Source organism: Leeuwenhoekiella sp. ZYFB001, assembly GCF_011784865.1.
GTDB lineage: Bacteria > Bacteroidota > Bacteroidia > Flavobacteriales > Flavobacteriaceae > Leeuwenhoekiella > Leeuwenhoekiella palythoae.
The window spans coordinates 177,501-201,755 of record NZ_CP050460.1; the positions used below are offsets into that span (position 1 = coordinate 177,501).

At 39.4% G+C, this 24,255-nt stretch carries 20 protein-coding genes and 1 tRNA gene (1 of these 21 cut by a window edge); 8 read left to right on the top strand and 13 right to left on the bottom strand.

The window, feature by feature from the left end:
* The 10 genes from HCN54_RS00655 to HCN54_RS00700 all read right to left on the bottom strand — a co-directional run.
* Positions 1–1,170, bottom strand: the 5' end (the start) of a protein-coding gene (locus HCN54_RS00655; protein ID WP_167596161.1) for a DNA polymerase III subunit alpha. Its footprint begins 1,839 nt before the window's first position; only the first 1,170 of its 3,009 coding nucleotides appear in the window; the start codon lies at positions 1,168–1,170; its stop codon lies beyond the left edge, outside the window.
* Between the two features lie 15 nt (positions 1,171–1,185).
* Positions 1,186–2,406, bottom strand: a complete 1,221-nt coding sequence (gene dinB / locus HCN54_RS00660) for a DNA polymerase IV (protein WP_167596162.1) — start codon at positions 2,404–2,406, stop codon at positions 1,186–1,188.
* Between the two features lie 97 nt (positions 2,407–2,503).
* The gene (locus HCN54_RS00665) at positions 2,504–3,244 is read right to left on the bottom strand and encodes a LytR/AlgR family response regulator transcription factor (RefSeq protein ID WP_167596163.1); all 741 of its coding nucleotides are present in this window, start codon (positions 3,242–3,244) and stop codon (positions 2,504–2,506) included.
* Positions 3,241–4,275 carry a sensor histidine kinase gene (locus HCN54_RS00670; protein ID WP_167596164.1) on the bottom strand — a complete coding sequence of 345 codons (1,035 nt, stop codon included), beginning with the start codon at positions 4,273–4,275 and terminating at the stop codon, positions 3,241–3,243. The genes HCN54_RS00665 and HCN54_RS00670 overlap by 4 nt, the downstream gene beginning before the upstream one ends.
* A 75-nt stretch (positions 4,276–4,350) precedes the next feature.
* On the bottom strand, positions 4,351–5,571 hold the full coding sequence (locus HCN54_RS00675; RefSeq protein WP_072984379.1) for an ABC transporter permease: 1,221 nt from the start codon (positions 5,569–5,571) through the stop codon (positions 4,351–4,353).
* A gap of 1 nt (position 5,572) precedes the next feature.
* Positions 5,573–6,313, bottom strand: coding sequence for an ABC transporter ATP-binding protein (locus HCN54_RS00680; protein ID WP_167596165.1), 741 nt, complete (start codon positions 6,311–6,313; stop codon positions 5,573–5,575).
* Between the two features lie 4 nt (positions 6,314–6,317).
* Positions 6,318–7,523 (bottom strand): efflux RND transporter periplasmic adaptor subunit, encoded by a 1,206-nt coding sequence (locus tag HCN54_RS00685; RefSeq protein WP_167596166.1) that lies wholly within the window; start codon positions 7,521–7,523, stop codon positions 6,318–6,320.
* 4 nt (positions 7,524–7,527) lie between these two features.
* Positions 7,528–8,886: a TolC family protein gene (locus HCN54_RS00690; RefSeq protein WP_167596167.1), complete on the bottom strand. Its 1,359-nt coding sequence runs from the start codon at positions 8,884–8,886 to the stop codon at positions 7,528–7,530.
* A 174-nt stretch (positions 8,887–9,060) separates the two neighbouring features.
* The gene (locus HCN54_RS00695) at positions 9,061–9,903 is read right to left on the bottom strand and encodes an EcsC family protein (RefSeq protein ID WP_167596168.1); all 843 of its coding nucleotides are present in this window, start codon (positions 9,901–9,903) and stop codon (positions 9,061–9,063) included.
* A gap of 282 nt (positions 9,904–10,185) precedes the next feature.
* Positions 10,186–10,258: transfer RNA gene (locus tag HCN54_RS00700), tRNA-Phe, on the bottom strand.
* A 145-nt stretch (positions 10,259–10,403) separates the two neighbouring features.
* Between HCN54_RS00700 and HCN54_RS00705 the strand changes: the two genes are divergently transcribed.
* From HCN54_RS00705 to HCN54_RS00735, 7 genes are all read left to right on the top strand, one after another.
* Positions 10,404–11,135 (top strand): type III pantothenate kinase, encoded by a 732-nt coding sequence (locus HCN54_RS00705; protein WP_240924919.1) that lies wholly within the window; start codon positions 10,404–10,406, stop codon positions 11,133–11,135.
* Positions 11,135–12,391, top strand: a complete 1,257-nt coding sequence (locus tag HCN54_RS00710; RefSeq protein WP_072984368.1) for a hypothetical protein — start codon at positions 11,135–11,137, stop codon at positions 12,389–12,391. The genes HCN54_RS00705 and HCN54_RS00710 overlap by 1 nt, the downstream gene beginning before the upstream one ends.
* Before the next feature lie 31 nt (positions 12,392–12,422).
* Positions 12,423–13,799, top strand: a complete 1,377-nt coding sequence (locus tag HCN54_RS00715; protein ID WP_225597692.1) for a tetratricopeptide repeat protein — start codon at positions 12,423–12,425, stop codon at positions 13,797–13,799.
* The gene (lptC, locus tag HCN54_RS00720) at positions 13,800–14,390 is read left to right on the top strand and encodes an LPS export ABC transporter periplasmic protein LptC (protein WP_225597693.1); all 591 of its coding nucleotides are present in this window, start codon (positions 13,800–13,802) and stop codon (positions 14,388–14,390) included.
* The gene (locus tag HCN54_RS00725) at positions 14,390–14,584 is read left to right on the top strand and encodes a hypothetical protein (RefSeq protein WP_167596169.1); all 195 of its coding nucleotides are present in this window, start codon (positions 14,390–14,392) and stop codon (positions 14,582–14,584) included. Before lptC ends, HCN54_RS00725 begins: the two co-directional genes overlap by 1 nt.
* Before the next feature lie 3 nt (positions 14,585–14,587).
* Complete coding sequence (locus HCN54_RS00730; RefSeq protein WP_167596170.1) at positions 14,588–15,874, top strand: hemolysin family protein; 1,287 nt, start codon at positions 14,588–14,590, stop codon at positions 15,872–15,874.
* A 105-nt stretch (positions 15,875–15,979) separates the two neighbouring features.
* Positions 15,980–18,103 (top strand): peptidylprolyl isomerase, encoded by a 2,124-nt coding sequence (locus tag HCN54_RS00735; protein ID WP_167596171.1) that lies wholly within the window; start codon positions 15,980–15,982, stop codon positions 18,101–18,103.
* A gap of 236 nt (positions 18,104–18,339) precedes the next feature.
* Here HCN54_RS00735 and HCN54_RS00740 read toward each other — a convergent pair whose 3' ends face one another.
* Genes HCN54_RS00740 through HCN54_RS00750 form a run of 3 tightly spaced genes read right to left on the bottom strand, consistent with a single transcriptional unit; the run spans position 18,340 to position 21,734 of the window.
* Positions 18,340–19,257 (bottom strand): GYDIA family GHMP kinase, encoded by a 918-nt coding sequence (locus HCN54_RS00740; RefSeq protein ID WP_167596172.1) that lies wholly within the window; start codon positions 19,255–19,257, stop codon positions 18,340–18,342.
* A 1-nt stretch (position 19,258) separates the two neighbouring features.
* Positions 19,259–20,344: a serine hydrolase domain-containing protein gene (locus HCN54_RS00745; RefSeq protein WP_167596173.1), complete on the bottom strand. Its 1,086-nt coding sequence runs from the start codon at positions 20,342–20,344 to the stop codon at positions 19,259–19,261.
* Positions 20,345–20,402: 58 nt separating this feature from the next.
* Positions 20,403–21,734 (bottom strand): hydroxymethylglutaryl-CoA reductase, degradative, encoded by a 1,332-nt coding sequence (locus HCN54_RS00750; RefSeq protein WP_167596174.1) that lies wholly within the window; start codon positions 21,732–21,734, stop codon positions 20,403–20,405.
* A gap of 343 nt (positions 21,735–22,077) precedes the next feature.
* Between HCN54_RS00750 and HCN54_RS00755 the strand changes: the two genes are divergently transcribed.
* A complete protein-coding gene (locus HCN54_RS00755) occupies positions 22,078–24,249 on the top strand; it encodes a S9 family peptidase (protein WP_167596175.1) in 2,172 nt (723 codons plus the stop codon).
* Positions 24,250–24,255 lie beyond the last annotated feature (6 nt).

Here is a 24,255-nt window from a genome sequence, read left to right on the forward strand (position 1 = left end):
ATGTTTAAAAGTGACATACGAGCCCAGTAAAGCAACTTGATTGTTTTTTCCGAATTCTCTAAAAATATATGCCGTTATATCCTCACGATCCCAAGTAGAAAAGTCGATGTCAAAATCAGGCGGACTACTTCTATATTCATTTAAAAAGCGCTCAAAATATAGATCTAATTCTATAGGGTCCACATCAGTTATGCGTAACAAATAAGCTACAATACTGTTCGCACCGCTACCGCGACCTACATAAAAATAATCTTGACTTCGGGCGTATTCAATGATCTTCCAATTGATTAGGAAAAAAGAAACAAAGTCTTTTTTCTTGATAAGCGTAAGCTCTCGTTCTAGTCGCTCCCTAATTTTAGGTGTGATCTCATCGTAACGCTCTTTTAAACCTTTTTCACAAAGTGCTAAAAGATGTTTGTAGTCTTTTTGTTCGCTGCCAAAAACAGTTTTTAAATTTTGATTTTCACGCTCTTTAGCAAATTTAAAATCGATGCTGCATTGCTTTAATAACGCTTGAGTGTTTAATAGAATCTGCGGAAACTCTTCAAATAGATTTTCTATCTTTTTTGGATCAAACATCAACTCATCAGGCAAGGCCTGTGCTTCTTTTGGGAGTTTGCTCAGCAGACAATTCAGATCTATGGCACGCAGTAACCGGTGCGCATTAAAATCTCTTTTAGAATTGAAACTCACCGGAAGCAACAAAACCAATTTGTCGTGATAAGTGCTGTATTGAGAAAAGCGTAGCTTGTTTAAATCGTGAATACCAATACCTATAAACTCATTTTCACTGAAATGGGTTTTGTCTAATTCAAGCGCGCGTTCAAAAGCATAAATGGTGAATGCATTTTTAAAAACCGGAGCTGTTTCGGGGAAATTAGTTTTGTTATGAAGGTGTTGTGCTAAGAAATTATTGAGTTCAAGATAGCCTTCGTTGTTTTTAGCAAGGCATACATAGCACTGTTCGATTCCGTTTCTAAAATCTACACCTAGCACAGGCTTGACTTTTTTTTCTTTCGCTTTGCGTACAAAATTGAGTCCGGCAGAAGTACTATTAATATCAGTGAGTGCAATAGTGTCCAGTTTATGATCTACCGCAAGATCAAGCAACTGCACTTCAGAAAGAGTGCCGTAACGTAAACTAAAAAAAGAGTGACAATTTAAATACATAAAATGCTTAGGTTGCTATTGATGTCTGTGTGCTAAAACAATAGGCGGCTGCCCATTAAACGGATTGCCTTGTCCACCAATGGTGCGCGAACCTTCGCCCAGCGTTGCAGCGCGCATAATACTGCGGTCGCCGTAACGTAGGCGTATCGCATCCATCGCTTTATAGAGATTCACGGTGCGGCTAGTGTTTTCAAAAAGATCTATCTGGTAGTGTCCTTCGGTCAAGCCGCTATAGCGTACACCTACTAATCGTATAAGCAGTCTGCGGTTATAAAGTTTTTCAAAAAGCTCTAAAACCTGCGGAATCAAGTTGTGATCTGCCGCGGTATATGGAATCTTAAGTTGTTTTGAATAGGTCTGAAAATCTGAATATCTCACTTTTACCGTAATGCAGGAAGTCAATTTATTGCCTGCACGTAATTGAAAGGCCAGATTTTCGGCCATTGCACGTATGGTTGTTTTGAGTTTTATGAGATCTGTGGTGTCTCTACCATACGTACGCTCACTAGAGATTGATTTGCGCTCGTGGTATTGCACAATAGGTGTGCGGTCAATACCATTGGCACGTTCCCAGATGACTCTTCCGTTTTTGCCAAAAACAGAAACCATCATTTCTATCGGCATTTGCTGTACCAGTCCTACTTTTTTAACGCCCAGATTACAAAACGTTCTAAAAGTTTTTTCACCCACCATAGGAATTTTTCTGATAGAAAGTGGCTCGAGAAAGATTTTCTCAAAACCAGCATCAACCTTTAGTTGGCTGTCTGGCTTAGCCTCATTCGTAGCGACTTTTGATACGGTTTTATTTATTGAAAGACCAAAGGAAATAGGCAAGCCTGTTTCTCTAATAATTTTAGTTCTAAGCTCTTTTGCAAACTTATAGCAACCAAAAAACCGATCCATCCCGGTAAGATCTGCGTAAAACTCGTCTACACTTGATTTCTCTAAAACCGGTACTTGTTCCTGTAGAATATCGGTTACCATTTTAGAGAATTTGGTATAAACACTTGCGTTACCGCGTATGTAGGTAGCGTGTGGACAAAGCTGTCGCGCCATACGCATCGCCATACCAGAGTGTACGCCATAAGCACGACACTCATAGCTGGCAGCGCTCACCACACCACGATCGCCGGTACCACCTACAATCACTGGTTTGCCTATAAGTTTGCTGTTTAATCTTCGTTCGCATGAAACGAAAAAAGTATCAAGGTCGAGATGTAAAATATTTCGATTCATAATTTATTAGGAATAAATACAAAATTATGGAAATATTCCTAATAAGTGAAAATCTCAAATTTTATTTGATGTTAAAACTTATGCAGCCTTGTCTTGTCTAGGATTGTATAGAATTGTCAGAAATATAATTTTGAAAGGCTTCTTTGTAGCCTTCAGAAACAGTTATGCGTTTTCCTGAAATGATAACTTGACTGCGTTCTATTTCATCGATTTTATCTAACGAAATAATAAATGAGCGATGTATGCGCATAAAGTTAGACGGCAACTCTTGTTCTAAAGCTTTTAGACTTTTTAGGGTGAGCACCGGTTTTGACTGACTCGCGAGGTAAATCTTTATGTAGTCTTTTAAACCCTCAAAATAAAGGATGTCGTCGAGTTCTAATTTTACCTGTTTATATTCAGATTTTACAAAAAGGTATTTTTTAGGTGGTGTGGTGGTAGTGTCAGTAGCCGTGCTAACTAACTTAAACCACGATAGCGCTTTGTTTGCCGCTAGTAGGAATTCGGTGTAATTAAAGGGTTTTAAAAGATAGTCTAGCGCATCAACTTTATAGCCTTGCAAGGCATAACTATCAAAAGCTGTTGTAAAAATAACACGCGTGGTTTTGCTAAGCGTTTTAGATAATTCAATGCCCGTTAAATCGGGCATCTGTATGTCTAAAAAAATAAGATCTATTTGTTCTGTATTCAGAATTTTAAGCGCTTGAATAGCGCTACTGCATTTTCCTTTTAGATCAAGAAAAGGTGTTTTTTGAACATAACTTTCTATAAGATTGAGCGCCATAGGCTCATCATCAACAACAATACAGGAAAGTTTAGGTTCTTGAGAAATACTCATCTAACAGGAATATTGAGCTTAGAGATAAATAAATCATTTTGCACATCTATTTTGAGCTTGTGATCATTACCGTAAATCAATTGTAAACGTTTATCTAAGTTAAGCAATCCTATGCCAGAACCACTCTGATCTGTGGCATCTTTAGGGTAATAATTGTTAACCGAAACAAATTTAATAGTTTCTTCTTCTACACTGATTTTAAAATCAATGCGTGATAATTCAGTTGATGAGATCCCGTGTTTAAACGCGTTCTCGATAAGTGTGATGATCAGTAGGGGCGCTATTCTTACGTCGCCGGAAACTGTAGGAAAACTATAATTAACGATGACATTGCTAGAAAACCGCAGTTTCATTAACTCGATATAGGTTTTTAAAAAATCTATTTCTTTCTGAAGCGGTACATACTCGGTAGCGGTTTCATAAAGCAGGTAACGCATTAATTTACTTAAGCTGTGAATGGTTTCTTTAGCTTGGTCTGGAGCAATATCTACAAGCGAATAAATATTGTTTAACGAATTAAAAAAGAAATGCGGCTGAAGCTGGTAACGTAAATACTGCAGTTCTGATTCAAGCTTGATCTTTTCAGCTTCTTGCGTGCGGGTCTCGTCTTTTTTCCACTTTTCGATAGTTTTAAATGCCAGAGCAAAAACTAACGGAACCACAAAAGTGATACTGTTTAAATAAATGAATAACCCTTCGTGAGGTGGGCGCTCTATAGTCTTGTTCTTGGCGAGAATATGCTCAAGATACATTTCTTTAAGCTCATAATTTAAAAACGCTAAAAGACCAATGAGAACCAGATTGAAGAGGATAAAAACAGTGTTCTTTTTCTTAAACAGAAACGCATTGATCAGGTATAAATAATTCAGATAAAAAATAACTGCATATAAACCTAGAGGCACCCAGGTATTCATAGCTACCGGCGACAATTCTACTTGACCACCTGCTAAAAAATAGGGCGTAAAAAACAGAGCCGCCCACACCATAAGGTGCAGTAAGATTAGAATTCGTTTGTTTCTTGTGAAATGCATATTTGTTTTTTATTGGCTCTGCCAATGGTTTAATATTCCGTCCCGATAGCTATTGGGATGTTTTGAAATTAAAATTTATTCGTAACGTAAGGCCACAATAGGGTCTAGAGCAGCTGCTTTGCGCGCGGGATACCAACCAAAGAATATTCCGGTGATGGCACATACTGCAAAAGAGATGATCACAGAATATAAAGTTACAATAGTGGGCCAGTTAAACACATTCTGAATGATCAAAGTTGCGCTGATGCCTAGAAGCACCCCTAAGATTCCGCCGGTGATGCTTATAAGAATAGCTTCGATCAAAAATTGAATCAAAATATCAGCTCCCTTACCGCCTACCGCCATTCTTAGTCCAATCTCGCGTGTACGCTCTTTAACCGAAACATACATAATATTCATAATCCCGATTCCGCCAATTAATAATGAGATACCGGCGATGGCTACCAAAAGTACGGTGAGAATTTCGCTGGTAGAACTCAGTGCGGTGATCAACTCTTCCATAGAAAAAACATTGAAATCATCTTCTTGCGGATTGGTGATCTGGTGGTTCTCTCTTAAAATAGCCGAAACCTCTTCAACGGCATCTGGCGCCTGCTCTTCATTTACTGCCGAAGCAACAATAGATTGTAAATAATCTATGGCCAAAATACGCTTTTGAACAGCAGTATACGGCGCCAAAATAATATCGTCTTGATCCTGCCCAAAGGTGTTTTCGCCTTTAGGCTCAAGAACCCCAATAACTTTAAAAGGGATTTTATTAAACCGAATCATTTTACCAATAGGGCTCTCGCCATCAGGAAAAATGTTCTCAACAATGGTCTGGCCTATCACGGCAACTTTAGCGGCAGATTTAACTTCGGCAGAAGTAAACATACTACCTTCTGCCAGCTCAAGTACGCGAATGTCAAGATACTCCGGAGTCACCCCATAAATAGAAGACGGCCAGTTATTAGCACCGCTAATCACTTGACCACTACCGGAAACTTGAGGCGAAATCGCGGTAAGCAAAGTTGCTTGATCTCTAAGGCTCTCATAATCTTCGAGCTTAAGACTTTGCATTTCGCCGGGATCAGTACGCACACCGCCCTGCATTCCTGCGCCGGGACGTATCGTGATCATATTAGACCCCATACTTGATATTTGGGTTTTTATACTTTGTGTAGAACCTTCTCCCACAGCAAGCATCGCAATAACTGAAGCAACACCAATTATAATACCCAACATCGTCAAAAAAGTGCGCATCTTATTCAGTTTGATAGCGCGCCAAGCGATCTTTAATAAGTTTAAAATTCTCATATTAATTTTCTTTAGGAAGCGCTGCAAGCTCTTGAGCTGCGTCTAAAATGTCTTCGTTGATTTTATCTGAAATGATAGTGCCATCTTTTAAAATAATGGTGCGATTACTGAAGCGTACGATATCATCTTCATGCGTTACAAAAACAATGGTTTTGCCTTTTCGGTTTAAGTCTTGAAAAAGCGCCATGATCTCGTAAGAAGTTCTGGTGTCTAAGTTTCCGGTGGCTTCATCTGCTAGAATCACCACGGGATCATTTACCAGTGATCTGGCAATCGCTACACGCTGTTGTTGCCCTCCAGAAAGTTGTGCCGGAGTATGATCTAGACGCTCGCCTAATCCCACAAGATTTAAAGCGTCAATTGCGCGTTTTCTGCGTTCTTCAGAAGAAACCTTACTGTTGTATAAAAGCGGAAGCTCTGCATTTTCAATAGCTGAAGTTCGCGGTAATAAATTATACGACTGAAAGATGAAGCCAATTTTCTCGTTGCGTATTTGCGCGAGTTCGTTTCGGCTTAATGCATTTACGGCAACTTGATCAATTTTATAACTCCCCGAAGTTGGCTGGTCAAGACAGCCCAGAATATTGAGCATTGTGCTTTTTCCGCTACCGCTTGAGCCCATTATGGTTACAAATTCACCTTCTTTTATAGCATACGAAATGCCTTTAAGGGCGTGAACGGTTTCGGTACCCATAATAAATTCACGTTTCAGTGTATCTATGTCTATGATCGTTTTACTCATGATATTACTTTTTTCCGGGAGGTTTTGGCATAAAAGGGCTACTACTGTCTTCTGCGCCGCTTTCTGAAGCGGTAACTGTTTTTAAATTATACACCAGTTTAGTGCCGGCTTGCAAACCAGATTTAACCTCGATATTGATTCCGTCGCTTGCACCTAAAGTAACTTCTACCGGTTTTAGTGAACCATCAGCGGCATATTGCCAGACTCTACTTTTTCCTTCGGAAACCTTAGGGATTTCGGAGATCACTTTATCTATTCCCTGTTGTTTGTAGTAGGTGTTGATCTCATTTAAAGCTGGATTGAAGTTTACCGCTTTAGCTTCCGTAGTCAATACATCATCAAGCTCTAGCGTGTAGATCGAAACAGTTGCGGTAAGTCCCGGTTTGAGTTTAAGATCCGGGTTGTCTGCTTTTATGACTACTGTGTAGGTGATCACACTTTCCTCTTCGGTTGGATCTAGACGCACCTGCGTTACTGTACCCGTAAAGGTCTCACCTTGATAGGCATCTACTGTAAAACTTACGCGCTGTCCTTCGGCAACATTGCCTATATCTGCTTCATCTACATCTGCTTCAACCTGCATTTCTTTAAGGTCTTTTGCGATGGTGAACAAAGTGGGAGTTTCAAAGCTGGCCGCTACCGTTTGCCCTTCGTCAACCTCTTTAGAAAGTACCACGCCGTCAATAGGCGAATAAATATCTGCATAACTCAAGTTGGTTTTTGCTTCCTGCAAATCAGAAAGTGCTTGAGTAACCGAAATTTTGGAGTTGTTGAAATTGTATTCCGCATCATCAAAATCTGCCTGACTGATAACCTCTTCTTCGTAGAGTTTTTTCTGTCTTGAGTAGATTTTGTTATAATAATCGCGCTGAGTTACCGCATTAGAATAAGAAGCATTTGCTTGCTGAAGGGCTGCGATTAAATTGGTTTTGTCTAACTCGGCAAGAAGTTGACCTTTAGTGACTGTACTGTTATAATCTACATAAATTTTCTCTACTTCGCCTGATACTTGAGTACCTACTTCAACTTCGGTAAGAGGTTCTATGGTGCCGGTTGCGGTAACCATAGTGGTTACTTTTCCTTTGGTTGCCGTTGTGATTTCGGCGGTAATGGTTGTGCCTGAATCTGTACCGAAGAAGGCATAGCCTACCCCTGCGATAACGCAAACCAGTATAACGGCAAGAATTATTTTTGACTGTGTTGTTTTCATCTAATTAAAGTTTGATTTCGTTTCCTTGATAAAATTGAAGCAGCTGCGCATAAAGGATTCCCAGATACTTGGCTTGAATGTAATTTTGCTCAGCATTGCTGTATGTGTTCTGTGTAAGCACCAAGTCTGTGGTATTGATGGCGCCTACTTCATATTGTTTTTGAGCAAGTTCGTAAGAGTCTTTTGCTGCATTTCGGGCGGCCTCAGCGGCGAGCAACTGTTCTTGAGAAGAGCGGGCATTTCTCCACGCGGTCTCTACTTTATTATAAAGTTCTTTTTCTTGAGTACGCAAGGCGATGTTTGCTTTTTCAATATTGATTTTGGCGTTTTGTACATTGGCTTTAGTCTGGCCTCTATTAAAAATGGGCACACTTAAAGAAAGTCCCAGACGCTGGTTGAAATTAATATCAAACTGATCTGTAAAACTCATATCCTGTATGCTGGTATATCCGCTACCTAAACTGCCTGTCAAGGATAGTGTTGGGAGATAGGCGCCTTTTGCGATCTCAAGATCTTTTTCTGAAATGTCAATATCTAGTTTGCTAGCGGCAATTTCCGGAAGGGTATTCAAAGCATTGTGATAGACGTCTACCTTATCTAGAAGGAGTGTACTGCCGTTATAATCAATATCAGGATCAACGATATCAAAGTTGGTCTCAGGCTCAAGTTCTAGCAATTGTCGTAACAGCAGCAATTGAGCTTCATAACTGTTTTGTGCTTGAATCAATTTATAATTATTAGATGCTTCCTGAGATAAAGCATCAGAATAATCTTTTTTAGCGATCGCTCCCGCATCATAACGAGACTTAGCAATTTTTGATTCTTGTTGTGAACCTGCTAATGTATTTTGTGCAACTGCAATTGCTTCTTTATAGTATAAGGCTTGAAGGTAGGCTTCGGTAAGACTTAATGTGATATTGTTTTTAGCTTCCTCAATAAAGAGCGCACTTTGATCAAGCAACAGCGCGTTTTGATCTATTTGATTATTCAATTGTGAACCTTGAAATAACGTGATTGAAGTGTTTAAAGAGGTGCTTGTGCTAAAGATATCCTGATTTACATAGTTGCTGGTAATGGGATCAATGCTGTAACCGCGACTGTAAGATTCAGATGCGCTACCGGTAAGATTGGGTAATCGTTGTTGTTTTGATTGCTTGTAGTTTACCGCGGCACTGCTTGCATCTAATTGGGCGTCTAGAACCGTAAGGTTGTTCAGAGCAGCATAATCGATACAGTCTTGCAATGACCAGATAACTTGATCAGGATCTGTTTCTGTAAGTTTCTGCTGAATTGCTTCAAGCTTTTCTTGAGCTTTTGATAGCAGCGGAAACAATACAATTAATATGATGAAGTATTTTTTCATTTGGCTATTCATTAAAAATGATAGTCCAAAATACCTGATTTTAAAGCAGTTTTACACTACGTAATAGAAGTTGAGCGCGATTCTCTAGATGAATCCCGTCGTTTTATAGAAGTTATTTTTTAGTTAACTGAAGAATTATGCAAAAACAGAGTATGCCTGAACTGTAAAATAGAGCTAAGCTATTTGATTTAAATTCAGGTTTTCATAGGTTTCTTGAATGAGTGCTTTGGAATATTTACGTTCTAAGCGTCTCAATGTAAAATGTGCAGTAGCCATTTTCTGAAAATGTGAGATGAATAAAACATTGATTGAAGCACCAGCGGCAGCCCCGATAACAGGGATGGCCTGAGCGGCAAATTTTTCACCTACTTGTACACTAAAACGCGCCGCCACCTGATTAATGAGTTTTGCAATAGGAGCTGCTGTTTGAGCAGTGATTGTTTCTATGATCTTTTTAGTGCCATTTTCGGCAATGTAAGCGCTGGCTTGATTTATTGTGGTGTGTAGCGCGGCTCGAGTCGCATAATAGCTGGTGTCGAGTTCGTCATCGTGTTCAGAAGTTCCGCCTAGCGCGAAGACTTGTAAACAGGCTAGCTGGGTATCGATACTATGAACATCTTCACCTTGACTTCGGGCGATATCCATAATGGAGCGCATCATAAACTTAGTAGAGAATAATAAATCTGCTGTAAAACCCGCCACACCAAAAAATCCACCTGTAGCTCCGGAAATTCCGGTGGCGAGTTTATAGGTTAAATTAGAAGAAGGCAGGCTGCGCTTTTCGGGTTTTAGCGTTTTTAAATTGGCTTTTACAGCTAACTGTAATGCTTTTTGAATCGTATCACTAACCTTATTCTGAATATTTTTTGGTAAAAGTTCTAATCCTGAATCTATAGGCGTGCCAATGGTATTGAGCGCGCGCATCAAAAAGGAAATCTCATCAAGGTCTTTGCGGGATTTTTTGATGAGGGCTAGGTCTTCTAGCGAAATTTTATCTGTTTTAGTGAGTTGCGTCATTGGTATTATTCAACAGTTATAAGCCTAAGATACACTTTACAATTTAAGCGCGAATGCAACAAGATGATAATATGTAGTTAAAACGAAACTTTAGATTTTTTATTGGCGCTGCCAGCTTGTAATACCTTAGATGGTTGGCAGGCTTTTGGGAAAATTGAAAAGAGCGAAAAATTAAATAATCTTTTTACCAACAAACAGACTTCATTCGTCCCCCTCATTCGCACCCTAAAAAAGAAAAAGCCCTGTAAAGCTAGTGTTTACAGGGCTTGTCTAATTTAAAAGTGGTACCTCCAGGAATCGAACCAGGGACACACGGATTTTCAGTCCGTTGCTCTACCAACTGAGCTAAGGTACCTCGCCAAAGCGGCTGCAAATATAAAATCAATTTTTAGATTGCACAACAGTTAAATGAAAAAATCTGCTAATAATTTTTATTCCTTTTTCTAATTATGTGATTGCGAGGTATTAGGTATTTGTATTTTTGCAAAAAAAATTGACTTATGATAAATCTTGCTATAGATTTTGGAAATACTCGCGTAAAATATGGCGTATTTCAAAATTCAGAGTTAAAAATAATCTGGGCAGGAAGCGTGTCTGATGCTAAGACAAAGCTTATTGAATTACAAAAAACCTATGTCATTGATAAAGCAATGCTTTGCGCTACGGGCAATTCAAAAGATTTTGTCACGTTTGTAAAAAAAGCAGGTCTTTCAATTGAGGTTTTATCGTCACAGACACCGCTGCCGTTTACAAATGATTATGAGACACCACAAACACTAGGTGTTGATCGCATCGCTCTGGTGGCTGCTGCTCAAAAGTTGTATTCAGGAAACCATGTTTTGGTTATTGATGCCGGTACGTGTGTGACGTATGATTTTAAAGATGCTTATGATGCTTATCAGGGAGGTGCAATCGCGCCGGGGTTGCACATGCGTTTTAAAGCGATGCACGAGTTTACGGCAGGTTTGCCGCTTGTGGTTTATCCTGAGGCTGAGGTTCCGGTGATTGGCAAGAATACAGAAAGTGCCATGCAATCTGGAGTGATTAATGGATTGATTGCCGAAATAGAAGGTGTAATACGTTGGTATCAATCAAATTATGAGCAATTAACGATTATTTTAACAGGAGGGGATGGGCTATTTTTGTCTAGTAGGTTAAAAAATGGCATCTTTGCGCATTCTAATTTTCTCCTGGAAGGACTGAATTATATAATAGAATTTAATAGAGATTAATGATAAAAAGAATATTAGTAGTTGTTTTAATTACCATTACAACTTCTGCATTTGCTCAGGAAGGAAATTCATCACCGTATTCATTTTATGGCTTGGGGCTCTCTAATTTTAAGGGGTCAATAGAAAATCAAGCGATGGGAGGGTTGAGTATATTAGGAGATAGTATACATACTAACTTTAGAAACCCTGCGGGATATGGCGCACTTAAGCTCACAAACTTTACCATTGCCGGAAGTCATCGGGAAGTAAATTTAGAATCTGATAATCAAACAGGTTCTACTACTTCTACTACCATAGACTATTTATCTTTAGCTTTTCCTGTGTCAAAAAGAGTGGGTGTTGGCTTTGGTCTGATCCCGGAAACTTCTGTTGATTATGAGATTTTTGAAGGTGATGATGAAGCGCTCTCGCAATATACCGGGAGAGGCGGAGTCAATCGTGCTTATTTAGCTGCGGGTGTTGAGTTGTTTAAAGGCTTTAGAATTGGTGCAGAAGGAAGCTATAATTTTGGAAGCATTAAAAACGAGAGTATTCAAGCTAACGTTGATCAGCAATATAGCGTGCGCGAAATCAATGAGTCTGATGTAAGCGGGTTTACCTATAACTTGGGCGCTCAGTTTGAAACAACACTGACCAGAGATTATAAAATTTTTACTTCTGCGAGCTTTCAGCCGGAAACCACCCTTACGCTGGAAAATGAGCGTGCTTTAGAATCTGTAATTTATTCGCGCTTAGATAATGCAGTTATAGGCGTGGTGGATTCTCAGGATATCCCGGTGGGAGATACTGAGTTTATTAATCCAAACACATACTCGTTTGGTTTAGGTACTGGTCAAGTAAATAAATGGTTTGCCGGTGGTCAAATTGAGTTTTCTGAAACGAGTAAAATGACCAATAGAGCATTTAATATTGCAAATGCTTCTTATGACGATTCATTTAAATATCGATTGGGAGGTTATTTAGTTCCTGATTATAATTCACTTACAAGTTATTGGAATAGAGTGACCTATAGAGTGGGTGCGCGCTATGAAGAATCAGGATTATTAATAGAAAATCAGTCTATTGATGAGTTTGGCATATCTTTTGGACTTGGGTTACCGTTAGGAAGAGGATTCAGTAATGCCAACATCACTTTTGAGTATGGGCAACGCGGAACAACAACCGCCGGTCTCGTAAAAGAAGATTTTTTTAAAGTTGGTCTTAGTTTATCGCTTAACCCGCTTAGACCGTGGTTTGTTCCTAACAAATACAACTAAAATTCTTAATATTGCTTTTTTAAACCTTACAATGATGAAAACTAAACTGACATTACTTTTTATAGCCCTTGTGGGAGCTGTAAACTTCGTGAGCGCTCAAGCAACCGAAGAATGCATTACCACAATGTCTATTTTTTCAGAACACGCAAAAGTTAAAAACTATGATGCGGCTTATGAGCCTTTCATGAAATTGCGTAAAGATTGCCCAACCACTTCTTATGCACTTTATCAATATGGAGAGCGTATTCTTCACCATAAAATCGAGAATTCTACCGGTGCAGAGCAGAAAGCATTTCTTGCTGATTTAAAGAAATTATATAAAGAGAAAAAAACACATTTTGCAAGCAAAGCAAAAGAAGGTGATGATATTGCTGATGTTGCACTTGTAATGAATGAGAATAACATTGGTACTGCTGAAGAGCAATATGCAATGTTTAACGAGGCTTGGGAGACTGATAAAGAGACTTTCAACAATGCTAAAGGACTTTATGTGTATTTCAACTTAGCTGTTGAATTACAAGAAGCAGGCAAAATTGAATTGCAAGAGGTATTTGATCTTTACGATGCGTTACAAACTAAGATCACAGATGTTCAGAATGATTATGCAGAGCGTCTTCAGAAGATTTTAGAGAAAAACGAAGCAGGCACTGCGTTAACTTCACAAGAGAAAAGAGTGGAGCAAATTGCAGAAGTAAACCTTTCAAACTATTCTAAAATTGCTGCTGGTATTAACCAGAAATTAGGAGTGCTTGCAGACTGTGATCGTTTGATTCCTTTTTATGAAGCAGATTATGAAGCTAAGAAAAATGATGTTGCTTGGGTAAGAGGTGCAGCAGGTCGTTTGATCTCAAAAGAATGTACAGATAGTGAATTATTTGTAACTCTTGTTGAGCAGTTAAACACTTTAGAGCCTTCAGCTAAAACTTCATACTACTTAGGTCGTCTTGCTGAGCAACGTGGTGAAGATGCAAAAGCACTTCAATACTACGAGGAGTCTGCAGAGCGTCAAGATGATCCTGCTGAAAAAGCTAAAGTATATTACAGACTTGCAGAAAACTTTAGAGGTAAAGCAAGCTATAGTAGAGCTCGCGGATACTACCAGAAAGCGGTAGCGGCTCAGCCTTCTATGGGTATTGTGTACTTAAGAATTGCAGATATGTACGCTAAAAGTGCCAACAACTGTGGTAACACACGTTTTGAGAAATTAGCGATCTATTGGTTAGCTGCAGATATGGCTGCACGTGCAGGACGTATTGATCCTTCATTAGCAGATACAGCTAATAAAACAGCAGCTGCTTACCGAGGTCTTGCTCCTACAAGAGAGATGATCTTTAGTGAAGGAAATGCAGGACAACGTATTTCTTTCAGCTGTTGGGTAGGCGGTAGTGTAACCGTACCTAGTCTATAAGTGAGTAGAAACTCAAGACATATAATCTTAAACTTAGTCACAGCATTTGCTGTGACTTTGTTTTTTAGCTGCGGAAACAACACTGAAGCGATTCAGAAATTCAATCAGCGCTCAGAAGGGCCTTCAGCAGAAGGTGAGGGAGTGTTGTTAAAATATACAGATTCTGGTAAGGTTGTGGCTACGCTAAAAACTCCGTTGATCATCGAGTATGGTTTGGTCGACTTTCCGTATGAAGAATTCCCAGAAGGGGTTGCGGTGACTTTTATAGATGATAATAAAAAGGAGAACTACATCACTTCAGATTATGCGATTCGGTATAAACGTACCAATCTTATAGATCTTAGAAAAAATGTGGTGTTGATCACCAGTGATTCTACCAGACTTGATGCTTCGCAATTGTTTTGGGATCAAAAGAATAAATGGGTGTTTACAGATAAACCTTACACCATTAAATTTCCTGATGATTCTTATAATAACGGGGATCTTTTTGATAGCAGTGAAGACTTCAAAAATTTTATATCTTTAGATAATCAAAGCCGAATGTATGTAAGTGAAACTGCAACAGAGGCACCTAACGACAGCATACAATAATGTCAAAATACTTTAAATACTTCGAATACGCCTACCTATTCTTTGCTGCGCTCTTTTTATTTGAAGCCGTAAGAATTTGGAGTACAGAGCCTAATAAAGCGTATGTATTCTTGTTTTTTGTGGCAGTGGCCGTAGGGATGTATTTCTTCAAGCGTAGGTTTAGAAAGAAGTACGAGCAACGCAATCAGAATTAATCAATGGAGACTGATATTCTCATAATTATTATTTCCTTGATTTTGTCTGCATTCTTTTCTGGGATGGAGATTGCTTACGTTTCTTCAAATAAAATTCATATTGAGATTGAAAAAAAGCAAAACGATCTCATCGCAAAAGTACTTACTAAGCTTACTCAGAAACCGTCAAAGTTTATTGCGACGATGCTGGTGGGTAACAACCTCGCACTAGTAGTGTATGCTTATTATATGGGCGGAATTCTTCAATCTTGGATCGAAGGCGCGAATTTTGGTTACCCGTGGCTGACTGATTTTTTTGTAGAATTCAGTTTGTTGACACAAACTTTGATCTCAACGCTTTTAGTACTTATTACCGCCGAATTTCTTCCTAAGGTATTCTTTCAGATTTACGCTAATTCGCTGCTGAAAATATTTGCTGTACCTGCGTACCTTTTTTATGTCGCATTCAGTTTTATCTCTTCTTTTATCATTTGGATTTCTGATAAGGTTTTAAAAAAATTCTTTAAAACCGAAGGAGATGAGGTGCAACTCGCGTTTACCAAAGTAGAATTAGGGAATTATATCACCGAGCAAATTGAGTCGGTAGAAACTAACGAAGAACTCGATTCTGAAATTCAGATTTTTCAGAATGCGCTAGAGTTTTCCGAAGTGAAGTCCCGAGAGGTGATGATTCCACGTACCGAAATTGTTGCGGTAGAAAAAGAAGAATCGCTTTCAGAGCTTAACGCGATGTTTACCGAGACCGGACTTTCAAAAATATTGATCTATCAGGAGTCTATCGACGATATTGTAGGGTATGTGCATTCGTTTGAACTGTTTAAAAAACCACAAAGCATAATCGATATTTTGCGTCCGGTGATTTTTGTGCCCGAAACCATGCTGGTTAAAGATGTGCTGAATATTCTTATAAAGAAGCGTAAAAGCATTGCGGTCGTGATCGACGAGTATGGTGGAACCAGTGGGATGATGACGGTTGAGGATATTGTAGAAGAACTTTTTGGAGAGATCGAAGATGAGCACGACAGCGTTGTGCTTATTGAAGAAGAAGTTGCGGAAGGTGTGTATAAGTTTTCGGCGCGATTAGAGGTTGATTATATCAATGAGGCTTATAAGTTAGAGCTGCCTGAAGATGAGAATTACGAGACCTTAGGCGGACTCATCGTTAATCATACCGAAGGAATTCCAGAAGAGAATGACGTGGTGGATATAGAAGGCTATCAATTTCATATCATACAAACTTCAAACACTAAGATCGAGCTGGTGCAAGTACGCGTCATAGAAAGCGATTAAGGTCTTCATAATTCCATTAACAATACTTTTTATTTTGGCGATTTTAGATTTTATTTTTTCATATAAAATGGTATTTTCGCCCACTATTTGACAAACACTTAAGAAATGGCAGTTTTAAACAAAATTAGACAGCGCTCTGTATTTTTAATTGCGATCATCGCCTTAGCATTATTTGCATTTGTATTGGCAGACGTATTTAAAAATGGTGGTTTTTCTACAGATAAATCGCAGCGAATTTTAGGCTCTGTGAACGGTGAAGATATCGAGCAGCAAGAATTTGCGCAATTAGTAGATAATCAGACCGCGCGTTACGGTAACAACATTACCAATACTCAGGCGGTAAATGCAGCTTGGGAACAAGAAGTGCGTCGTATCATTCTTGATGAGCAATACGAAGAATTAGGTATAAGCATTGAGCGTGATCGTATAAATGATTTGCTTAAAGAAGCTTTGCAAAGTGATCCTAATTTTCAAAACGAAAATGGTGTTTTTAGTGAGCAGAAACTTAGAGAGTATATCGCTACGTTAAAATCTACTAACCCGCAAATGTATGAGCAGTGGGTGGCTTACGAGCAGCAGCTGGCAAAGAATGAGCAGCAGCAAATTTATTTTGATTTGATCAAAGCTGGTTTGAACACAAGCTTTAAGGAAGGTAAAATGGATTTTGAAATGGAAAACAACCTGCGCGATTTAGAATATGTGCAAGTGCCTTACACTTCAATTCCTGATGAAGAGGTTGCTGTTTCTAAAGAAGAAATTACAGCGTATATTAAAGAGCACGCTAACGAATTTCAAACTGAAGCTGCGCGTAACATTCGTTATGTGAAGTTTAATGAAGATCCTACTTTAAGTGATGAGGAAGCGGTAAAAGCAAATTTATCTGAACTGCTCGAGAACCGAGTAGAGTATACCGCGGCTACAAAAACTAATGATACTGTAGCAGGTTTAGCAAATACTACAACTCCTGAAGATTTTGTAAACGAATATTCAGACGAGCGCTATACTGATCTGTATTTGTTTAAAAATGAATTGCCGGCAGATGCTTCAGACGAACTTTGGGCATTGAATGAAGGTGATGTTTATGGGCCATATAAAGATGGCGCTGCTTTTAAAATTTCAAAAGTGGTTGCAGTGTCTCAGATTCCTGACTCGGTACAATCTTCACATATCCTATTAACCTATCAAGGTTTGGCAAACGCGGGTGCACAAACACGCACTAAAGCCGAAGCTAAAGCACTTGCAGATAGTCTTGCCGGGGTAATAAAAGGAAATGCTTCAAAGCTTGCAGAATTAGCTCCTGAGTATTCTGCAGACGGAAGTAAAGAAAAAGGCGGAGATCTTGGTTACGCGACTAAAGGTCGTTTTGTACAGCCTTTTAATGACTTCATCTTCGATGGAAAAACCGGAGATGTTGGAGTTGTTGAATCACGTTTTGGGTATCACGTAATTCGTATTACTGATCAAAAAAATGTTCAGCGCGCAATTAAATTGGCGACCGTAACTAAAGCTGTTGAGCCTTCTCAAGAAACCATTAATAATGTGTTTAACGAGACTACTAAATTTCAAATGGCAGTCACAGAAAACAAAAATGGTTTTGAAGATGTGGCAAAAGAAGGAGGTTATAACGTACGTCCTGTAAACAGTATTAAGGCACTTGATGAGACCTTACCAGGGCAAGGAAGTCAGCGTGAAATCATCAGATGGGCGTTTGATGAAGAGCGTAAAACCGGAGATGTTGAGCGTTTTAATGTTGATGGTGGCTATCTTGTGGTACAACTTACTAAGAAAACAGAAAAAGGTCTTTTACCGGCAGATGAAGCTTCGCCACGTGTGACGCCTATCGTGCGCAATCAGAAAAAAGCCGCGCAGATCAAGAAGAATATTTCAGGTTCTGATCTAGCAGCAATCGCTAGTGCAAATAATGTGACGGTTCAAACTTCTCCTGGTGTAAACCTTAAGAACCCTACTTTGGCTGGTTCTGGTACAGAACCTAAGGTCGTGGGTAAAGCATTTGGTTTAGAAGAAGGAAATGTTTCTGCTCCTATTGAAGGAAACCGCGGGGTGTATGTGGTTAAAGTGACTAAAATTACTCCGGCGCGTGAACTAGACAATTATGCAAGTTTTGCGGTTCAGAAGCAAAATGCTGACCGTGCTACTGTAAATATGCGCGTAGTACAAGCTTTAAAAGATGCTTCAGAAATTGAAGATAAACGTTCTAACTTTTACTAGTAGAAACGTTATTTAAAATATAAAAGCGCCGCACAATTGTGTGGCGCTTTTTTTATTGGCGCCGCCAAAGGATTAATATTCCGAGGCTTGCCGCGAAATTGAAAATTTGTTTCCAACTAATGCCTTACAGGCTTACTCTGGGATGGTTTACGGGTACTTCTAAAAGGAATAATCATCTTGAGGCTTGCGCCGGAAAAGTTTGTCCTCAGACTATTAATTAGATTGAATCGTCTCTGTTAGCTGAATATCATTTCGTCAAAGCTAAGTATGGTTTCATAGCCTTTGGCTCTAAAATAATCCTTCGCTTCAGGACCACCGGTAGCTAAAATAAAATCACCACCCCAGGCACCTAGGCTTTTAATGCTTCCTTTAAAATCAGAGAATAAGGTTTGCTTTACGGTTTGTATGTTCAAAACAGAAGCGATGATGCGTTCATGGGCTTCTATAAGCACATTAAAGCTGAAAATGCTATCAACGGTCAATAAGGTTTCGGTAATACCGGAAACCTTCTGAATTGCCTCTATTTTGCGTGCTTCGGGTTGCTTGCGGTAATTGGCGATAGCTTCACGACTGTTTTGTTTTTTATTGAGATAAACAAAGAAAAGCTGATCGCTAAAATCAGGATAAAAATTGGTTTGAAAAACCTGCGGAACGTCCTCAGAGCGTTGATACAAAATAGGACTGTCGTTTCCTGCGCAAGCAATATCATACCCGCTTCCGCCAAAGGTGAGTTCAAGCAGTTTATAAGCATCAACTTCCGCCCACTGTGCAAGCATATAAATTAAAGTCGACGAACTGCCTAATCCCCATTTTTGATGAAATTCTAATTGCGTAGTCACTTTTAAAGAAGGTTGTTCTTTAAGAAATTCTGGATTCAATTTTTGAGCTGCAAGTAGAATTTGCAGTAGACGAATTTCAGGATTTTCAGAGGCTGCTGGTCGCGATTGTTCAAATAATGCATAATCTAAATGAAAGGTAAACCAGACCTCGCCAGATTCTTTCAATCCTTCCCAGGTGATACCGGGTTGTTCAGCTTCGGCTACCGTTAACTTCTGACCTTTTTTAGTAGGAATGGCAAGAGCTAATGCTCCATCAAGTACAAGGTATTCGCCGGTGATCAATAGTTTTCCGTGGCCATAAAAGTGTTGTGGCATATTATTCGGTTACATTTTCGGGATTATCAGAAATTAATTTTTGAAGTGTGTAAATGGCATTTACAGCATCTTTAGTGGCTGCATTAGCCATTATCGCTACGGCAATCTCTTTATGAGGAAATACCACCACGTGGCAGTAATAGGTGCCGGCACTTCCGTCGTGATAACTTATCTGATGGTCGTTTTTAGAAATATTTCCCCAGCCATAAGCATAATTGTCCAGTCCAAAATGCAACTCTTGGTAAGCCTCTGCTTCTAGAAAATTATCCTTTCCTAAAAGTCCTTGAAGATGCAGCTGTAAAAACCGAGCATAATCCTGACTGTTCATTGCAATATCTCCTGCGCTAGACATATACGCCGGTAATTTATATTCGTGATCAGGACCTAATGCCGTCAGCGTGCCTTTTGAGTTAATATGCCCCCATGGATTGGTATCGTTTTCTTTGTTTGGGAAACCTACAAAATAATCTAAGTCCAAAGCGTTCATAGTTTCATCAAGCAAAGTTTTAAACGGCTTTTCAGTGGATTTCTCTAGCATAAGTGCGGCAAGGACATAGCCGGCGTTAGAATAGGTGCCGGGGTCTGAAGGTTTTTCTTTTAGAATTTCTTGTGTAAACGCATAGCGTTTTTCGCTTGTTGAACCTTTCAGAGTATTGAATTTTTCCAGATCTGCACCTTTAGTATAGGCGTTGATCCCTGCATTATGCGATAGCAATTGACCCAGCGTGATATCTAGGTAAGCGGGATTACTGCTGTTTTCTAATTCAGGAAATAACTGAAAAAATCGCGTGTCCCAGTTAATAATTCCTTGTTCACTCAAATGTTTGGCGATAAAAGCGGTAATAGCTTTAGAATTACTTCCTAAATGAAATTTAGCATCTTGAGAAATACGGGCTTTTTTGGCAGTCCTAATCTTGCCATTTACAAAAGAGAATATACTATCTGGAGTGATCAAATTAACAGATATTGCCGGAATCTGATGTGCTTGCTGTGCTTTCTTGACCTGAGACTGAAAAGCTTCAGTGAATTGCTGAGCAAACCCAAAACTGCTGATTAGCATTAAAAGTAAGAGTGCAGACTTTTTCATAAATTTTGGTTTAACTCAAATTCAAATTACTGATTGAAACGCTTTTGCCACCCTTAATTTAAGCGTTTTGCGCCGATTTTCGAAGGTTGGTTATAAGATTCCCGACGGCGCTGTAGGTGACTTTGTTGGTCTTAAAATGTTGAATTGCCTGATTCTTTTCTTCCTCAGAAGCTTCAAATTGATTGAGCATATTCATCAGATGCATTTTCATATGCCCTTTTTGGATCCCGGTAGTGGTTAAGGATTTTACAGCGCCAAAGTTCTGCGCAAGACCGGCTACAGCAATGATTTCCATCAATTGCGGAGCACTTGGGTTACCCAGCATTTCAAGATTCAGTTTTACTAAAGGATGCAATTTTGTGAGTCCGCCCACGGTACCTAAGGCTAATGGGATTTCAATCCAAAATTTAAAAATACCATCTTCGATGGTTGCGTGGGTTAAACTGGAGTAGTTTCCGTCTTTGGCAGCGTAAGCGTGAGCAGCAGCCTCAATCGCTCTAAAATCATTGCCGGTGGCGAGCACTACAGCATCAATGCCGTTCATGATGCCTTTGTTGTGTGTGACCGCGCGATAAGGCTCAACTTCTGCAATGCGCACAGCTTGTACAAATTTGTTTGCAAAGAGTTGCGGATCGATCCCATCTGCCTCTGAAAGTTCAGAGACCGGGCAACTTACCTCTGCGCGTACAACACACCCGGGAACATAATTGCTCAAAATGCTCATGATGACCACAAGCTCTTGATCAGCAGATTTAAAAGAAGCTTTTTCATTATACAAACGCTGCCAGCTTTCGGCGATCTGCTCTAGGCACGTATTGATAAAATTGGCGCCCATCGCATCAAGTGTTTCAAACGTAGCGTGCAGTTGGTAATAATGCTCAAGCGCATTGGTTTTGTTGACAAGTTCAAGGGATTTTAGACCTCCGCCGCGACGCTCCATAGATTCCGTATGCGGTTTTAAATCTTCGATGATCTGGGCTTTCTGTTCTTCAAAAAAAGCACTGATCTTTTTAGAATCTCCGGAAAAGGTAAAGTGAACCTGACCTATTTTTTCGGTACCTAATATTTCAGCTTTAAATCCGCCGCGTGACATCCAGAATTTTGCAGCCTTACTCGCTGCTGCTACCACCGAACTTTCTTCGATCGCCATGGGGATGGCAAAACTCTTATTGTTGATGATAAAATTAGGAGCAATGCCGAGCGGAAGATAATAGTTAGAAATGGTGTTTTCTATAAACTCATCGTGCAGCTGTTGCAGTTTTTGATCATCATTCCAGTATTGCTTTAAAATTTGAGTAGCATTTGTGTTAGACGGCAAGAAGTTTGAAGTTAACCAAGCTATTTTTTCATCTTTGGTCAATCGGGAAAAACCTTGAATGGTGTGTGACATAGCAAAAAATAGTATTGAAAGTCAGGGTACTTTTGTTTTTAGAAAGTGATGCGACAACAGGCAATTTAATTGAAATTCTAAAATTCAGGTTGCCGGGTAAAGATAGTATTTTGAATAGGTTAGTGCTGAAAAAATGCATTTTCAAAATAAAATAGAATCCAAATTCTTAAGAGAGAGGGCAATTGGTGAAACCCATTTAAAAAACGACAATGACCTTCCGTAATAAAAATGATAAACCAACGCAGTATTTTACGCAAATCACTGCGTATTTAACAACGAAATTGACGGTTCTTTAGTTAATTTTTAGTAAAATTGGCGGTCTATTTTTTACGATATAATAACTATGAATATTAGAAAAACTACCCTTTTGCTATTATTGCTGGTAGCGGGAGTGGTCACTGCACAGCAAAAGAATATCACCCTAGAAGAAATTTACGACGGCACCTTTAGAATGCAATATCTTGACCGACTGCATTCTATGAATAACGGGAAAGAATATGCCGTTCTCAATACCGACCGCAACACAGGAACAAAAACACTAGATGTTTATAGTTATAAAACCGGTGAAAAAGTAAATACCTTGATCAATTCAAGCGAGATCGATGGGCTAGATTACTTTATTGGTTACACGCTGAGTGCAGATGAGAGCAAAGCTTTACTGAGTACAAAATTACGCTCTATCTACCGTCGCTCATCGTTAGGCGTTTATTACGTTTATGATCTAGAGACCAAAGAATTGGTTCAGGTTGCTGAAGAAGCTATTCAGGAGCCTACTTTCTCGCCAGATGCTTCAAAAGTAGCCTATGGCCGGGATAACAATATTTATATTAAAGATCTGTCTAGCGGATCGACCACACAAGTAACTACAGACGGAGCTAAAAATAAAGTGATCAACGGAATCACCGATTGGGTTTATGAAGAAGAATTTGCGTTTGTAAGAGCTTTTGATTGGAATGCAAGCGGAGATAAAATCGCGTACATTCGATTTGATGAAAGCGAAGTTCCAGAATTTTCAATGGATGTCTTCGGAAATGAATTATACCCTTCTAAAGATACGTTCAAGTATCCAAAAGCCGGAGAAACCAACGCCACTGTAAGTCTGCATATTTACGATGTAGCTTCAGCCGAAACAAAAGCGGTAGATTTAAGAGGATTCCAGAACTATTATATTCCGCGTTTAGAGTGGACGCCGGAAGCAAACGTACTAGCAGTACAAACCACAAACCGCAAACAAAACGATATCAACCTTCTTTTTGTTGACGGGACTTCGGCAGAAGCCAAACTCATCCTTTCAGACAAAGACGATGCTTATGTTGATGTAACTGATAATCTTACTTTTTTAGAGGATAATGATTTCATTTGGACCAGCGAAAAAGACGGCTGGAATCATATTTATCTTTATGATAAAAACGGAAAGTTAAAAAATCAGGTTACCCAAGGACCTTGGGAAGTGACTAGTTACTACGGTTATGATCCTAAAAGTAAACGCGTATTTTATCAGAGTTCAGAAAACGGTTCAATTAACCGCGGCGTGTATTCAATTAAAGTTAACGGAAAAGGCAAAGAAGCCCTTGCTGCAAAAGCGGGAACCAACTCGGCTAATTTCAGCACAGATTTCACCTATTTCATCAATAGCTTTTCTGACGCCGAAACACCATATGTGTTTACATTAAATGATGCTGAAGATGGAGATGTAGTTCGCAAGATCAAAGACAATCAAGCTTTAAAAGATCAATTTGCTGACTATGTAATTTCAGAAAAAGAATTCTTTACGCTTCCTGTAAATGGAGAAGAGCTTAATGCGTATATGATCAAGCCGAAGGATTTTGATCCTAATAAAAAGTATCCTGTATTTATGACCCAATATTCCGGGCCGGGATCGCAAAGTGTGGCAAACAGCTGGAGCGCCGGTAACGGATATTGGTTTCAAATGCTGGCTCAGGAAGGCTATATTATTGTTTGTGTAGACCCTCGAGGAACCGGATTAAAAGGGCGTGACTTTAAGAAAATGACCCAAAAAGAATTGGGTAAATATGAGGTTGAAGATCAGATCGCTGCTGCGCAGGCATTGGGCGAGCGTGATTATGTAGATGCAGACCGCATAGGTATTTGGGGATGGAGCTACGGTGGTTTTATGGCTTCTAACTGTATTTTTCAAGGAGCAGACACCTTTAAAATGGCAATTGCTGTTGCGCCGGTAACCAGCTGGAGATTTTACGATTCGATTTATACAGAGCGTTATATGACGACTCCGCAGGAAAATGCTTCGGGCTATGACAATAACTCTCCGCTTTCTCACGTAGACAAATTAGAAGGTAAGTTTTTATTGGTACACGGTAGTGCAGATGATAACGTACACGTTCAAAACAGTATGCGTTTGATCGAAGCTTTAGTGCAAGCTAATAAGCAGTTTGACTGGGCGATCTATCCTGATAAAAATCACGGGATTTATGGCGGCAACACGCGCTTGCATCTGTATACTAAAATGACAAATTTCATTAAAGAAAATTTATAAGCACTT